Source organism: Streptomyces sp. NPDC002926 (assembly GCF_053591755.1).
This window is the reverse complement of the sequence record NZ_JBSFUK010000010.1, coordinates 42,297-56,547: the sequence shown is the minus strand read 5'-3', so window position 1 is coordinate 56,547 and position 14,251 is coordinate 42,297. Positions and strand designations below refer to the sequence as shown.

Sequence of the window (14,251 nt, the reverse complement as noted above, 5' to 3'; positions counted from 1 at the left end):
TTCGGACAGATGAATAACTGTTCAATGATAGTGCCCTATTGCGAATCAGTTGCAAGAGCGGGTCTGTCACAAATGGCCTGGCGCCTTCGGCCCTAAATATGGGACATTAGAGGGCATATCGGGCGAGTGTGAGGAGCCGGTCAATGACCCTAGCCGTCGAAGATCATGCAACCGCCCGAATCGTCACCGACGCTCCCCAGTTCCGATCCGTCCGCGTCGCCCTGCGCTACGACCCGGCGGAGAACCCGGAAGCGGTGTCCTTCGCCTTCCCCAGCGGCCGCGACTGGACCTTCCCCCGCGCGCTGCTGGAGACGGGGCTCCGCTCACCCGCCCGCCTCGGCGATGTCGAGATATGGCCCTGCGGCCGGGTCCAGGCGGTGGTGGAGTTCCATACCCCGGACGGCGTAGCGGTGGTGCAGTTCGACATCAAGTCACTGATCCGCTTCCTGCGGCACACATACGCGGTGGCCGCACCCGCCACCAGAGGATGACGGACACGGCCACCGGATCCGCGGCGGCTCCCGTCCCCACGGTGCCGTCGCGCTGCCGGGGGCGCACGCTCCGCTCAAGCGGCGCGCCCCCGGGGCTGTTTGAGCCCTCTGAGAGACCCTGATCAGACGCGTACCAACGCGCGCTCCTCGTCCGGGTCCCCGGGACTGCCGGCGAGTTCCTTGTGCAGCTTCTCGCCCTCCACATCCACATTGGGCAGCACCCGGTCCAGCCAGCGCGGCAGCCACCACGCCTTGTGGCCGAGCAGCGCGAGCACCGCGGGAACGATCGCCATCCGCACCACGAAGGCGTCGAAGAGGACCGCGATCGCGAGACCGAAGCCGATCATCTTCACCATCTGCTCGCTGGAGCCGATGAAGCCCGAGAAGACCGCCATCATGATCACCGCTGCCGCGGTGACCACCCGGGCCCCGTGCTTGAAGCCGGTGACGATCGCCTCGCCGGGGCGCTCCCCGTGCACGTACGCCTCACGCATCCGCGTGACCAGGAAGACCTCGTAGTCCATCGCGAGGCCGAAGACGACGCCCACCATGAAGATCGGCATCATCGACATGATCGGGCCGGTCTGCTCGACGCCGAAGAGCGAGCCGAGCCAGCCCCACTGGAAGACGGCGACGACCGCGCCCAGCGCGGCGACGACGGAGAGCAGGAAACCGAGGGCCGCCTTCAGCGGTACCAGCACCGAGCGGAAGACCAGCATCAGCAGCAGGAAGGCGAGACCGACGACGAGCGCGAGGTAGGGCACCAGCGCGTCGTTCATCTTCTGCGAGAAGTCGATGTTCATCGCGGTGGCGCCGGTGACCAGTACCTCGTCACCACTGCCGGCCCGGATGGAGTGGACGAGATCCTCGGTCTCGGCCGAGGACGGCCGGTCCTTCGGCACGACCGTGACCATCGCGGTGTCGCCGGCCTTGTTGAGCGCCGGCGGGGTGACGGCCACGACACCGTCAAGGCCCTTGATCTCCTTGACCGTACGGTCGGCCGCGGCCTTGTCGCCGTCGACGACCACCAGAAGCGGACCGTTGAAACCGGGGCCGAAGCCGTCGGACAGCAGGTCGTACGCCTTGCGCTGGGTGGTGCTGACCGGCTGCGCGCCGTCGTCCGGCAGACCCATCTCCAGCGACGCGGCCGGTACGGCCATCGCGCCGAGGCCCACGACACCGACCAGCAGCACGGCGACCGGCCGGCGGATCACGAAGCGCGCCCAGCGGGTGCCCATGTTCGGCTTGTCGCCGGCCGGCCGACCCTTGCGCGCCTTGCGGCCCAGCACCCGCTTGCCCGCGAAGCCGAGCAGCGCCGGGATGAGGGTGAGCGCGATGAGGACCGCGATCACGACCGTACCCGCCGCGGCGAAGCCCATCTTGCTGAGCATCGGGATATTGACGACGGCGAGGCCGACGAGCGCGATGACGACGGTCAGACCCGCGAAGACGACCGCGGAGCCCGCGGTGCCGACGGCCCTGCCTGCTGCCTCCTCGCGTTCGCGGCCCTCGGCCAGTTCGGCGCGGTAGCGGGAGACGATGAAGAGCGCGTAGTCGATGCCGACCGCGAGGCCGATCATCGTCGCGAGCGTGGATGTGGTGGAGCCGAGGTCGAGGACGTTCGCCAGCGCGGTGATCGTGGAGATTCCGATACCGACGCCGATGATCGCGGTGAGCAGCGGAAGTCCGGCCGCGACCAGCGACCCGAAGGTGATCACGAGCACCACCGCGGCGATGCCGACTCCGACGATCTCGCCGGCCCCGGTCTCCGGGACCGCCTGCAGCGCGTCGCCGCCGATCTCCACGGTCAGCCCGGCGTCACGCGCCTCCGTGCCGGTCTTCTCCAGGACCTTACGGGTCTCCTTGGTCAGCTCCATCGAGCTGACCTTGTACGAGACCGACACATACGCCGTCCCGCCGTCCCTGGAGACCGCCTTGGCGGCGTACGGGTCGGTGACGGAGGCTATCTGGCCGGAGCCGGACTTCAGCTCCGCGACGACCTTCTTCACCTCGGCCTTGTTGGCCGGCTCGGTCATCTTCCGGCCGTCGGGCGCCTTGAAGACGACGCGGGCCGTCGCGCCATCGGGGCTGGCCCCGGGGAAGCGCTCTTCCAGCAGGTCGAAGGCCTTCTGCGCCTCCGTGCCCGGTATCGAGAAGGAGGAGGAGGTGGCGGTGGACGCGGAGGCCGCGCCGACCCCGGCGAGTGCCAGCAGCGCCACCCACAGCAGGGCGACGAGGCGGCGGCGCCGGAAGGCGGACCGCCCGAGTTTGTAGAGAAACGTGGCCACGAGGGCGTACTCCCGTTGGTGAGGTGAGCAGGGCATGGGGAGCCGGCCCGACGACGAGAGCGGCGCGCGTCAGGTGGAACTGGTGGGCGGGGAGGTCTGGGTCAGACGCCGAGGGCGGGGAGAACCACGGCGTCGAGGTAGTCGGTGAGGAAGGTCCGGTCGGGGGTCCGGGCCTCGATCAGCTGCCGGGCGACGAAAGCGCCGACCAGCATGTGCGGGACGAAGCCGAGTGCGCGGTTGTCCGCGCCGACCTCGCCCCTTTCCACGGCCCTCCGCAGCAGCGTGTCGAGTCCGGTGATCTCGGGCTCGATCAGCAGTTCCCGCAGGGCCTGGTGGAGATCGGGGTTTTGGTGGATGGCCTGGGCCAGACCCCGCATCAGCGCGGAGTCCTTCTCCATCTGGCAGTCGTCGGTACGTTCGAGCATCGCGTGGAAGTCACCACGCAGGGTGCCGGTGTCGATATCGGCGACACTCACCGGCTTGTTGTGCCGCAGTGCCCTGGCCACCAGCTCCGGCTTGCTCCGCCACTGGCGGTAGAGCGTGGCCTTGCTGGACCGGGTCCGCGCGGCGACGGCGTCCATCGTCAGGGCGTCGTAGCCGACTTCACGCAACAGGTCGAGCACGGCTTCGTACAGCTCCGCCTCGCGCTCAGGCGTGAGCCGGGTGCGGGTCATGGCCGGCCTCCTGTCGCATGCGAACGAAACGGTTTCGTACAGCAGGACCCTATCCCAGCCCCTCAGCGAAACGAAAACGTTTCGCTTGTGGTGTCGGTCACGATTCCGAAGAGGGTTCACCAGGCCCCACGAGTTGCCGCGCCCACCAGGCACCGAAAGCATTGGGGGGTGAGTGACGACGTCGCGTATCTCCGTTTCCCGCATCTGTACGACGACTTGCTGTGCTTCGCCGCCGAGGACGATCTCTGGGTCGCGCCCCTGGTGGCGGAGGGCCACCGGCCGGGACGGGCCTGGCGGGTCACCGTCGACCGGACCAGAGTCGGCCATCCGCGCTTCTCCCCGGACGGCCGCCATATCGCGTACACGAACTGGCGCAGCCTCGACCCGGAGATCCATCTCGCCCCGGTCGACGGAGGACCGGCCAGGCGGCTGACCTACTGGGGCTCCACCGACACCCGGGTCTGCAGCTGGGACCCGGACGGCAACATCCTGGCCGTCTCCTCGCACAGCCAGCCCTTCTCGTACTTCTCCTGGGCCTACAAGGTGGCCACCGACGGCTTCCCCGGCCGGCGACTGCCCTGGGGGCCGGTCTCCGACATCCAGGTCGCGGACATCGACGGAGAACACCGCTCGCTGCTCCTCACCGGCAAGCCGCCGCACGAACCGGCCGCCTGGAAGCGGTACCGGGGCGGAGCGACGGGCAGGCTGTGGCTGCACGGCAAGCGGCTGCTCGCCGACCTCAACGGCCATCTGGACTGCCCGATGTTCGTCTCGGGGCGGATCGCTTTCCTCTCCGACCACGAAGGCGTCGGCAACCTCTACTCCTGTCTGCCCGACGGAACCGGCCTCCTGCGCCACACCGACCATGACGCCTTCTATGCGCGGCACGCCTCGAGCGACGGCCGCAGAGTCGTCTACCAGTGCGCGGGCGAACTGTGGATCGTCGACGATCTGACGACCCCGGGCGCCGTGCCCCGCAAGCTGGAGGTACGGCTCGGCGGCCCGCGCGCCGGACGCCGCGGCTACCAGGTGCCTGCCGCCAGTCACGTCGACGCGATCTCGGTCGACGAGACGGGACGGGCCAGCGCCGTCAACGTACGCGGCAGCCTGTACTGGCTCACCCACCGCGACGGCCCCGCCCGCACGATCGCGGACACCCCCGGCGTACGGGTACGGATGCCCGAGATGCTCGGCAGCGCGGGCCAGGTCGCCTACGTCACGGACGCGGACGCTGCCGACGCCGTCGAAATCGCGTATCTGCCGCGGGCGAGCGGGGACCGGGAACCGCGGCGGCTGGCCTCCGGCGAGCTGGGCCGCGTCCATGAGCTGGTGTCGGACCCGGAGGGCGAGCGGATCGCGATCGCCTCGCACGACGGGCGGCTGCTGCTGCTCGACGCCACGGAGGAGTCCGGGTCCGGGGACATCGCCCGGGCCGAGGGCTCCGGGGCCGGAGAGGTGACGGAGCTGATCCGCTCCACCAACGGGCCGGTGCGGGACCTGTCGTTCTCGCCGGACGGCGCGTGGCTGACCTGGTCGCATCCGGGCATCGGCCGCTCCCTGCGGCAGATCAAGATGGCCCGGATCGCCGACCGTACGATCGTCGACGTCACCAACGGGCGCTTCGAGGACGAGAATCCGGTCTTCACCAGGGACGGCCGCTATCTCGCCTTCCTGTCCTGGCGGGGCTTCGACCCGGTGTACGACGTGCACACCGGGGACCTGTCCTTCCCCCTGGGCTGCCGCCCCTATCTCGTACCGCTGTCCTCCGCGACGCCGTCGCCGTTCGCGCTGTCGCCGGACGGACGGCCCGCGGCGGGCGGGCTCGACCCCCTGGTCGACTCCGGTGGGGTCACCTCCGCCGAGGTCGCCGAGGGAGGTACGGCGGTGACGGTCGAGATCGAGGGCCTGGAGAGCCGGGTGACGCCGTTCCCCGTGACGGCCTCCAAGTACTCCGCGCTCCATGCGGTGAGCGGCGGCGGACTTGTCTGGCTGCGCTGGCCGATCTCCGGCGCGCTCGGCGAGACCTTCGCGAATCCGGCGGACACCTCCGGACGTCCCACCCTCGAGCACTTCGACATCACCAAGGCCCGCAAGACCGAACTGGTCGGCCATCTGGACTGGTTCGCGGTGAGCGGCGACGGCAGCAGGCTGGTGGTCGTGGACGACAGTGAGCTGCGGGCCGTCCCGGCCACGGAGCCGGGCGACAGCGACTCGACGGTCTATCTGGATCTGCGCCGGATCCTGCACGAAGTCGACCCGCCGTCCGAATGGCGCCAGGCGTACGACGAGGCGGGCCGCATCATCCGCGCGTACTTCTGGGAACCGGGGATGTGCGGTATCGACTGGGACGCGGTGCTCGAGCAGTACCGTCCGCTGGTCGAACGGGTCGCGTCGCCGGACGAGTTCGCGGATCTGCTCCGCGAGGTGCTGGGTGAGCTGGGCACGTCCCATGCGTACGTCACACCGGCCCGGCGGAACGAGGGGCCGCCGCACTACCAGCGGCCGATGGGCCTGCTGGGTGTGAATCTGGTCTGCCGGGACGAGAATTGGATCATCGCGCGGATCCTGCCGGGCGAATCGTCGGACTCCAAGGCGCGCTCGCCGCTGGCCGGTACGGGTATCCGCGAGGGCGCGATCCTCACGCATGTGGACGGGCGTCCGGTGGATCCGGTGGCCGGCCCGTACCCGATGCTCTCGGCGGCGGGCGGCACGACGGTGGAGCTGACATTCCGGCCGGCGGACGGCGACGGGCCGTCCCGGCGGGTGGCGATCGTCCCGCTGGTGGACGAGCGGCCGCTGCGCTACCAGGACTGGGTGGCCAAACGCCGTGAGGTCGTACGGGAGTTGAGCGGCGACAAATGCGGCTACCTGCACATCCCGGACATGGGCGGTTCGGGCTGGGCGCAGTTCAACCGCGATCTGCGCCTCGAAGTGTCCCGGCCGGCGCTGATCGTGGATGTACGGGGCAACGCCGGCGGCCATATCAGCGAGCTGGTGATCGAGAAGCTGACCAGAAAGATCCTGGGCTGGGACCTGACGCGCAACGCCCAGCCCGTGTCGTACGCCTCCAACGCGCCGCGCGGTCCGATCGTCGCGCTGGTGGACGAGGCCACGTCATCGGACGGCGACATGATCACGGCGGCGTTCAAACTCCTGGGCCTGGGGCCCGTGGTGGGCAGCCGGACCTGGGGCGGGGTGGTCGGCATGACGGGCCGCCACCGCCTGGTGGACGGCACGGTGATCACGGTCCCGATGAACGCGGCATGGTTCGACGAGTACGACTGGTCGGTCGAGAACCACGGTGTGGAGCCGGACCTGGACGCGCTGCGCACTCCACTGGACTGGGCGGAGGGCCGCCATGCCCAGATGGACGACGCGATCGACCTCTGCCTGGAACTGCTGAAGAAACAAGGCTCGGCGCAGCCTCCCGGGTACGAGAGCGTCCCGAATCTGCGCCGTCCGAAGCTCCCTCCGCGAAAGGCATGAGGCAGCGCCGAGCCTCGCGATGAAGCGTTGGCTTCGGGACAGGTGCCCTGCCTTCGGGACAGGCGCCCTGCGGGGACGGAGCCGCACCGGGTACGAACGAGAGGCGCGCCCGTCGTCACGGGTGCGCCTCTCATCCACGCGGTACAGCGCAAGCGCTCGCGTCAGATGTCGTAGTCCTGGTTGAACCTGTCCTCGGCGTCCTGCATGGCCTTGCGGGTCATGTCCTGCTCCCGGCCACGGGGAGTCCGCTCCGGGTCTTCCTTCCCCGGCTGCGAACCACGCTCCGGCACCTCGCCCTTCGCACCGCTCATCTGCCGCTTCGACGGCTTCGCCTGCCTCGACGGCTTCGCCTGCTTCGACTGCTCCTCGAGCTTCGAGGCCTTGTCCTTGGGCTGGTCCTTCATACCCATGAAGATTCACTCCTAGAAGAGTGTGAGGGGGATCCGGGGGCCCGTACGCCCCCTGGGCCTCGACCAGCGTGGCACGCAAGGACATACCTCGCATTTCGATCAACGATGCTGTGTACGGGCCTCCTCGTCCGCCGCTCCGCCCGCCCCCACGAGCCCCTTCCCGACGCCCCCCAGCCGAGGCTCGAAGCGCCGCATCTCCCGCTGCCCCACCGCCCCGATCAGCGACGGCAGGAAGCCCCGCACCGACTGCATCCCCCGCAGCCACGACTGCGCGTACACATGCGAGGACCGCCGTTCGATCCCTGCCACGATCCGGTCCACCGCCGGGCCGAGCGGATACGTCTTGTTCGAGGGCCACGGCAGCCGCTGCCGCAGCTCCCGCATCACCTCGTCCTGGTCCGCTCCGCGCACCATGTCCGTGTCCGTCCAGGACAGATAGCCGACCCCGACCCGCACACCCTTGTACCCGACCTCCGCGCGCAGGCTGTGCGCGAACGCCTCGACACCCGACTTCGACGCGCAGTACGCCGTCATCATCGGCGCCGGCGTGATCGCCGCCAGCGACGCGATCTGCAGGAAGTAGCCGCGGCTCTCCGTCAGCACCGGCAGGAACGCCCGGCCGGTGACCGCGCTCCCGATCAGATTGACCTCGATCACCCGCCGCCAGGCGACCGGATCCGAGTCGGCGAACGGGCCGCCGGAGGCGACACCCGCGTTCGCGACGACGATGTCGACCTTGCCGAAGCGCGCCTTGACCTCCTCGGCGACCCGGGCCATCGCCTCGTGGTCGGTGACGTCCGCGAACCAGTGGTCGCTCTCGGAGCGCAGCCGCTCCGAGACCTTCTTCAGCTCCTCGGGCTCCAGCCCCACCAGCGCCACCTTCGCGCCGCGCGCGGAGAGCTTGCGGGCCAGCAGCTCGCCCACACCCCGCGCCGCGCCCGTGACGACCGCGACCTGTCCTTCCAGACTGGTCCTGCTCATGCGACCTCCTCCTTGGCATTCTGCTTCACGGTCGCCTTCGCGGACCCGTTCGCGTTCAGGTACGTACCGGCCAGCTCACGGATCTTCGCGGTGACGACCTCCGGAGCCTCCACCGGTGTCATATGTCCCATCCCGGCGAGCTCCACTAGCTCGACGCACTCGGGCAGCGCGGCCGCCAGCCGCCGCGCGTGCGCCACCGGCGTGAGCCGGTCGGCCGTGCCGGACACCACCACAGCCGGCACCCTCAACCCCCGTACACCCGTGTCGAGATCGAGCTCGGCGAGCACACGCGCCCAGGCCACCCGGGCCGCCCGCGGACAGGCGTGCACGATACGGGCGCACTCCGCGACCCGTTCCGGCGCCGAACCGGGGCCCATCGTCCCGTACTTGAGAATGCGCTTCGAGAGCGGCGTCACCGGGCCGAGCGGGGCGCGCGCCCCGAGGATCAGCCGGGTGAGCCGGGTCCGGATCCGGCCAGCGCGCAGCGGCAGCACCAGCGAGTCCTCGACCAGCCTCGCGCTGCCCGTGCTGCACAGCAGGACAGCCGCCGCGTGCTCCGTGAAGGCGGCCCGGCCCGACGCGGCCATCAGCGTCATCCCGCCCATGGAGTGCCCGGCGAGCACGGCCTTCTCGCCCGGAGCCAGTGCCGATGCGAGTACCGCTTCCAGGTCGTCGGCGAGCAGATCCGTGCCGACCGCGGCGTGCGGCGTACGGCCGTGACCGCGCTGGTCGTAGACGACCACCCGGTGATCGGCCGCCAAGTCCCGTATCTGTGCGGCCCAGAAGTGCGTCGAGCAGGTCCAGCCGTGGGCGAGCACCACCGTGGGCGCGTCCTCGGGACCGTGCACCTCGACATGGATCCGGGAACCGTCGGCGGAGACAGCGGTGAGTTCGCGATCGGCGACGGGAGGAGAGTCCGTACGCCGCAGCAGCCGGCTCATCGCACGACCTCCGCGGGCTCCACGGCCTGCCCGGCGCCCACGGCCGGCTCGGCGTCCTTCGCGGGCACCCGGACGACCTCGTACTCCGCGAGGTCCACCTCACGCGTAGCACGCCGGAACTCACCGGTGGTCCCGGGCCAGAGCGTGGTGTTACGGCCGGCCGCGTCGAGATACCAGCTGTCGCACCCGCCGGACTTCCACACGGTCCGCTCCATCCGCTCCTGCAGCCGCCGGTTCCAGGTGTGCACGGCGGACGGCCGGGCCGCGAGCGCCACGCGCCCGCCCAGAACGTTCAACTGCCGCATGTAGTCGGCCAGATAGTTCAGCTGCGACTCGATCATCAGGATCATGGAGGAGTTCCCGAGCCCGGTGTTCGGGCCGATGATCGTCATCCAGTTGGGGAAGCCCGCCGCGGTGGCGCCGCGCAGCGATTGCATCCCGTCCTTCCACGCCTCGGCGAGAGTGATCCCGTCGGCGCCGACCACGCGCTCGGCGATCGGCATGTCCGTCACTCGGAAACCCGTACCGAAGATGATCGCGTCGGCCTCGGTCTCGGTCCCGTCGGCCGCGACCAGCGTCGATCCGCGCACTTCCGCGAGCCCGGAGGCCACCACGTCCACATTCGGCTCGGCGAGGGCCGGGTAGTACTCGCTCGACAGCAGGATCCGCTTGCAGCCGATGCGGTACGAGGGCGTGAGCTTGGCGCGCAGCGCCGGGTCCTTGATCGAGCGGCCCATATTGCGCTTGGCGATCGACTCGATGAGACCGAGCTCGTTCGGGCGCTTGGTGAACGCGCTGACCTGCAGCTCCCTGATCCCCCAGAGCAGCCCGCGGCGGGCGGCGCCGGTGAACGGCAGTTGACGGTGCAGCCAGCGCTCGGCACCGGTGATCGCGCGGTCCATGCGCGGCATCACCCATGGCGGGGTCCGCTGAAACAGCGTCAGCTGTGCGGCCTCCGGCTGGATCGACGGCACGATCTGGATCGCCGACGCACCGGTCCCGATCATGGCGACGCGCTTGCCGCGCAGGTCGTAGTCATGGTCCCAGCGGGAGGAGTGGAAGACCTTGCCGGGGAATCCGGCGAGCCCGGGAATCTCCGGAATCTTGGGGTCCGACAGTGGCCCGGTCGCCGAGACCACGACATCGGCGGTCAGCGTCCCCTTCGAGGTCTCTATCTCCCAGCGCAGCGCGTCCTTGTCCCAGCGCATCATCAGCACTTCGTGACGGAGGCGTATGTGGGAGCGGAGCCGGAAGGTGTCCGCGACATGCTCCAGATACGCGCGGATGTGCTGCTGCCCGGAGAACGTGCGCGGCCAGTCGGGGTTGGGCGCGAAGGAGAACGAGTAGAGATGCGAGGGCACGTCGCAGGCGCACCCGGGATAGCTGTTGTCCCGCCAGGTCCCGCCGACGGAGTCGGCCCGCTCCAGGACGACGAAGTCGGTGATCCCTTCGCGGCGCAGCCGGACCGCGGCCCCGAGGCCGCCGAATCCGGATCCGATCACCGCCACCCGTACGTGCTCGTGCTGGCCCATGCCGCCGCCTCCCGCTGAACGTCACAACCCCGCCAGCGATCACTGGCACAGTTGGGAGAGTAGAGCAGCAACATACCCGGCGGTAGGGGGCGGACCGAGTAAGTTACTGCCGGTACAACATAGGCTGGCCGACGTGGCAGAAGGACGAGCAGGGCGCGAGTACCGCATGGAGGAGCTGGCCAAGGAGGCCGGCATCACGGCGCGCACGGTGCGCTTCTACCGCGAGCGCGGACTGATCCCGCCGCCCCGCCGCGAGGGCCGTATCGCCTGGTACGACGAGCATCATCTGGCCCGGCTCCACACGATCGCCGCACTGCTGGAACGCGGCCACACGCTCAACGGCATCGCGGATCTCGCCACCGCCTTCGAGAGCGGACGCGACGTCGGCGAGGTGCTCGGCCTCGGCGAACCCACCGAGGAGACGCCGGTCAGGCTCAGCCCGGAGGAGCTCGCCGACTACTTCGAGGGCGAGGTCACTCCCGAGAACCTGGCCGCCGCGCTGGACCTCGGCTATCTGGCGACGGACGGCGACGAGATCGTCCACATCAGCCGGCGCCTGCTGGACGTCTCGGCGGCACTCGTACGGGAAGGCGTACCGCTCGCCGTGGTCCTGGACACGGGCCGCCGGGTCCGCGCCCACGCGGACGCGCTGGCCGAACTCTTCGTCGAGGTGCTGAACACCCACACCCCACAGGGCGGTGCGGACCGGCTGCGCCCGCTGGCGAAGAGCGTCGTGGACGCGGAACTCTCGATGGCGATGGACCGCCTGCTGCGCAGGGCAACGGACCGGTAGCGGCGACAAGGGCACGGCCCGCCGGACCGCAGCTCGTACGGCTGCGGCTCATGACCACTGGAGTGCCCGTGGACCAGCGCAGAGCCCGTAGACCACTGCAGAGCTCGCCGACCACTGCAGAGCTCGCCGACCGCTACAGCTGATAGGCCCCTACAGCTCGTAGACCACTACAGCTCGTAGACCGCCGTCACCGGCGCATGGTCGCTCCACCGCTCCCCGTGCGTCGCCGCCCGCTCGACCCACGCCTTCACCGCGCGCTTCGCCAGACCCGGCGTCGCCACCTGGTAGTCGATGCGCCAGCCTGTGTCGTTGTCGAAGGCCCGTCCCCGGTACGACCACCAGGAGTACGGCCCCTCCTCGTCCGGGTGCAGCGCGCGCACCACGTCCACGTACTCCGCCTCGTCGAAGACACGGGTCATCCACTCCCGCTCCTCGGGCAGGAACCCGGAGTTCTTCTTGTTGCCCTTCCAGTTCTTGAGGTCGGCCTCCTGGTGCGCGATGTTCCAGTCGCCGCAGACCACGACCTCGCGCCCGTCGGCCGCCGCGCGCGCCTTCAACTCGGCGAGGTACGGCAGGAACTCCGCCATGAACCGCGTCTTCTCGTCCTGACGCTCCGTCCCCACCTCGCCCGAGGGCAGGTAGAGGCTGGCGACCGTGACGCCGGGCAGGTCCGCCTCGACGTACCGGCCGCTCGCGTCGAACTCGCCCGACCCGAACCCGATCCGCACCTGGTCCGGCTCGCGCCGTGTGTAGAGCGAGACGCCCGCACGGCCCTTCGCGACGGCCGGGGCGTGCACCGTGTGCCAGCCCTCGGGCTCGCGCACCTCGTCGGGGAGCTGGTGCGCCTCGGCCCGCACCTCCTGGAGGCAGATCGCGTCGGCGGCGGTACCGGCCAGCCACTCCACGAAGCCCTTCTTGGCCGCGGCGCGGAGTCCATTGACATTCACGGTGGTCACGGTGAGCATCCCGGCAGCCTACCGAGCACCACACCGGCAGCATGTATTCGCATGCACGTACGCTTCTGGGCATGGAATTGCGCACCATGCCCTTCGACCACCCCGATGCCGTCAAACTCAACGACCAGGTCCAGCTCGAGTACGGCGAGCGCTACAGCGACGAGGGCGAGAGCGAGGGCGATGTCACACCGCTCGACGCCTCGATGTTCACACCGCCCCACGGTCTCTATCTCCTCGCGTACGACGACCGGGGCCGGCCCGTCGCCACCGGCGGCTGGCGCTCGCAGGACGCGAACGACGAGGGTTACTCCGACGGAGACGCCGAGCTCAAGCGCATGTATGTGATCCGCGAGGCGCGCGGTCTGGGTCTGGCCCGCCGGATCCTGGCCGCCCTGGAGGACGACGCCCGCGCCGCCGGCCGCACCCGCATGGTCCTGGAGACCGGCACCAAGCAGCCCGAGGCGATCGCCCTCTACACCTCCAGCGGCTACACGCTCTGCACGGCGAAATTCGGCCACTACCGCGAGTACGAGAACAGCCGCTGCTTCGCGAAGCCTTTGTCGCGACCCTGACATATCCAAGATTCCCGTGGCACTCTGCCTCACGCACGCCGATCCGCACCGCCTCATCCCCCACCCTGCCCGCGCGACTCCACGCGCGGGCACGGCAGAAGGAGACATGCGTGAGACGCCATCGCACCGCCGCCGGGATCCTGTTGGCCGTCGGCACCCTGCTCACCGGAGCGCTGTCCGCCACCTCCGCCGGCGCCGCCCCCACACCGGACACCGCACCCACCGTCTTCAAGCAGCGGCAGACGCAAGGCTTCTGGACCGCTGAGCGGATGCGCAACGCCACTCCGCTCGACCTGATCCAGGCCGCTCCCGGCTCGGTCAGAGCCCCCCGGTCCGGCGGCAAGGAGACGGTGGTCCCGCCGACCGCCCTCTCCCCCACCGCCTTCCCGCAGGCCGGCGGCGCGTGGACGGGCGGCGGCGCCGTGGTCAAGACATCGGGCCGGGTGTTCTTCACCTTCCAGGGCCGTACGGCATCCTGCTCCGGCGACTCGGTCACCGGCCAGAACGGCAGCACGGTGATCACCGCGGGTCACTGCGTGAAGTACCAGGGCAGCTGGCACACCAACTGGGTCTTCGTGCCCGCGTACAACAACGGCCAGGCGCCGTACGGTCAGTGGTCCGCCACCAAGACGTTCTCGACGGACCAGTGGGCGGCGAGCGAGGACATCAACTACGACGTCGGCCTGGCCGTCGTCGCCCCGCTGAACGGCAAGAGGCTCGCCGATACGGTCGGGGCGCAGGGACTGAGCTTCAACGGCGGCTACAACAAACCCATGTACGCCTTCGGCTTCCCCGCGGCCGCACCGTACGACGGCACGAAGCTGATCTACTGCAGCGGCAACAGCTCGAAGGACTTCCTGTTCTCGCAGGACCACAGCCTGGGCTGCAATATGACGGGCGGCTCCAGCGGCGGCCCCTGGTTCACCTCGTTCAGCGAGGCCACCGGCACCGGGCTGCAGGCATCGGTGAACAGCTTCGGCTACATCTTCCTGCCCAACCGGATGTTCGGCCCGTACTTCGGCAATGAGGCCAAGGCCGTCTACGACAAGGCCCAGACCTCCTGATCCATTCGGGAGCCGGCGGGGCCGCTCAGTCCCCGCCGGTCTCACCGAGTACGCGGGAGGGCA

The 14,251-nt window shown here is 69.8% G+C and carries 12 protein-coding genes; 5 read left to right on the top strand and 7 right to left on the bottom strand.

Annotated features, from left to right (window positions below):
* Nucleotides 1-143 precede the first annotated feature (143 nt).
* Nucleotides 144-491, top strand: a complete 348-nt coding sequence (locus ACWDZ6_RS18130; protein ID WP_366731558.1) for an SsgA family sporulation/cell division regulator — start codon at nucleotides 144-146, stop codon at nucleotides 489-491.
* Between the two features lie 122 nt (nucleotides 492-613).
* Here the strand turns inward: ACWDZ6_RS18130 and ACWDZ6_RS18125 are convergent, their stop codons facing one another.
* Entirely contained in the window at nucleotides 614-2,779 is a 2,166-nt protein-coding gene (locus ACWDZ6_RS18125) for an MMPL family transporter (protein WP_451503657.1), read from the bottom strand.
* Nucleotides 2,780-2,880: 101 nt separating this feature from the next.
* Nucleotides 2,881-3,453: a TetR/AcrR family transcriptional regulator gene (locus tag ACWDZ6_RS18120; protein WP_451503656.1), complete on the bottom strand. Its 573-nt coding sequence runs from the start codon at nucleotides 3,451-3,453 to the stop codon at nucleotides 2,881-2,883.
* Nucleotides 3,454-3,621: 168 nt separating this feature from the next.
* On the opposite strand from ACWDZ6_RS18120, the gene ACWDZ6_RS18115 reads away from it, so the two are divergent.
* A complete protein-coding gene (locus tag ACWDZ6_RS18115) occupies nucleotides 3,622-6,939 on the top strand; it encodes a S41 family peptidase (RefSeq protein ID WP_451503655.1) in 3,318 nt (1,105 codons plus the stop codon).
* Nucleotides 6,940-7,100: 161 nt separating this feature from the next.
* On the opposite strand, the gene ACWDZ6_RS18110 is transcribed toward ACWDZ6_RS18115, so the two are convergent.
* The 4 genes from ACWDZ6_RS18110 to ACWDZ6_RS18095 form a co-directional block, all read right to left on the bottom strand.
* Entirely contained in the window at nucleotides 7,101-7,349 is a 249-nt protein-coding gene (locus ACWDZ6_RS18110; protein ID WP_451503654.1) for a hypothetical protein, read from the bottom strand.
* 99 nt (nucleotides 7,350-7,448) lie between these two features.
* Entirely contained in the window at nucleotides 7,449-8,330 is an 882-nt protein-coding gene (locus ACWDZ6_RS18105; RefSeq protein ID WP_451503653.1) for an SDR family oxidoreductase, read from the bottom strand.
* The gene (locus ACWDZ6_RS18100) at nucleotides 8,327-9,271 is read right to left on the bottom strand and encodes an alpha/beta fold hydrolase (RefSeq protein ID WP_451503652.1); all 945 of its coding nucleotides are present in this window, start codon (nucleotides 9,269-9,271) and stop codon (nucleotides 8,327-8,329) included. Before ACWDZ6_RS18100 ends, ACWDZ6_RS18105 begins: the two co-directional genes overlap by 4 nt.
* Nucleotides 9,268-10,803, bottom strand: a complete 1,536-nt coding sequence (locus ACWDZ6_RS18095) for a flavin-containing monooxygenase (protein ID WP_451503651.1) — start codon at nucleotides 10,801-10,803, stop codon at nucleotides 9,268-9,270. Before ACWDZ6_RS18095 ends, ACWDZ6_RS18100 begins: the two co-directional genes overlap by 4 nt.
* A 166-nt stretch (nucleotides 10,804-10,969) precedes the next feature.
* Here ACWDZ6_RS18095 and ACWDZ6_RS18090 point away from each other — a divergent pair, with 166 nt between their 5' ends.
* The gene (locus ACWDZ6_RS18090) at nucleotides 10,970-11,596 is read left to right on the top strand and encodes a MerR family transcriptional regulator (RefSeq protein WP_451503753.1); all 627 of its coding nucleotides are present in this window, start codon (nucleotides 10,970-10,972) and stop codon (nucleotides 11,594-11,596) included.
* A 167-nt stretch (nucleotides 11,597-11,763) separates the two neighbouring features.
* Here ACWDZ6_RS18090 and ACWDZ6_RS18085 read toward each other — a convergent pair whose 3' ends face one another.
* On the bottom strand, nucleotides 11,764-12,561 hold the full coding sequence (locus ACWDZ6_RS18085; protein WP_351453299.1) for an exodeoxyribonuclease III: 798 nt from the start codon (nucleotides 12,559-12,561) through the stop codon (nucleotides 11,764-11,766).
* Between the two features lie 62 nt (nucleotides 12,562-12,623).
* On the opposite strand from ACWDZ6_RS18085, the gene ACWDZ6_RS18080 reads away from it, so the two are divergent.
* Both ACWDZ6_RS18080 and ACWDZ6_RS18075 read left to right on the top strand, forming a co-directional pair.
* Nucleotides 12,624-13,124, top strand: a complete 501-nt coding sequence (locus ACWDZ6_RS18080) for a GNAT family N-acetyltransferase (RefSeq protein ID WP_451503650.1) — start codon at nucleotides 12,624-12,626, stop codon at nucleotides 13,122-13,124.
* A gap of 110 nt (nucleotides 13,125-13,234) precedes the next feature.
* Nucleotides 13,235-14,188 carry a trypsin-like serine peptidase gene (locus ACWDZ6_RS18075; RefSeq protein ID WP_451503649.1) on the top strand — a complete coding sequence of 318 codons (954 nt, stop codon included), beginning with the start codon at nucleotides 13,235-13,237 and terminating at the stop codon, nucleotides 14,186-14,188.
* Nucleotides 14,189-14,251 lie beyond the last annotated feature (63 nt).

Excerpts from the sequence above, each read along its gene's own strand:
- ACWDZ6_RS18095 (WP_451503651.1), bottom strand. The coding sequence starts at position 10,803 with ATGGGCCAGCACGAGCACGTACGGGTGGCGGTGATCGGATCCGGATTC.
- ACWDZ6_RS18090 (WP_451503753.1), top strand. The coding sequence starts at position 10,970 with ATGGAGGAGCTGGCCAAGGAGGCCGGCATCACGGCGCGCACGGTGCGC.
- ACWDZ6_RS18120 (WP_451503656.1), bottom strand. The coding sequence starts at position 3,453 with ATGACCCGCACCCGGCTCACGCCTGAGCGCGAGGCGGAGCTGTACGAA.
- ACWDZ6_RS18100 (WP_451503652.1), bottom strand. The coding sequence starts at position 9,271 with ATGAGCCGGCTGCTGCGGCGTACGGACTCTCCTCCCGTCGCCGATCGC.
- ACWDZ6_RS18105 (WP_451503653.1), bottom strand. The coding sequence starts at position 8,330 with ATGAGCAGGACCAGTCTGGAAGGACAGGTCGCGGTCGTCACGGGCGCG.
- ACWDZ6_RS18085 (WP_351453299.1), bottom strand. The coding sequence starts at position 12,561 with ATGCTCACCGTGACCACCGTGAATGTCAATGGACTCCGCGCCGCGGCC.
- ACWDZ6_RS18110 (WP_451503654.1), bottom strand. The coding sequence starts at position 7,349 with ATGGGTATGAAGGACCAGCCCAAGGACAAGGCCTCGAAGCTCGAGGAG.
- ACWDZ6_RS18080 (WP_451503650.1), top strand. The coding sequence starts at position 12,624 with ATGGAATTGCGCACCATGCCCTTCGACCACCCCGATGCCGTCAAACTC.
- ACWDZ6_RS18130 (WP_366731558.1), top strand. The coding sequence starts at position 144 with ATGACCCTAGCCGTCGAAGATCATGCAACCGCCCGAATCGTCACCGAC.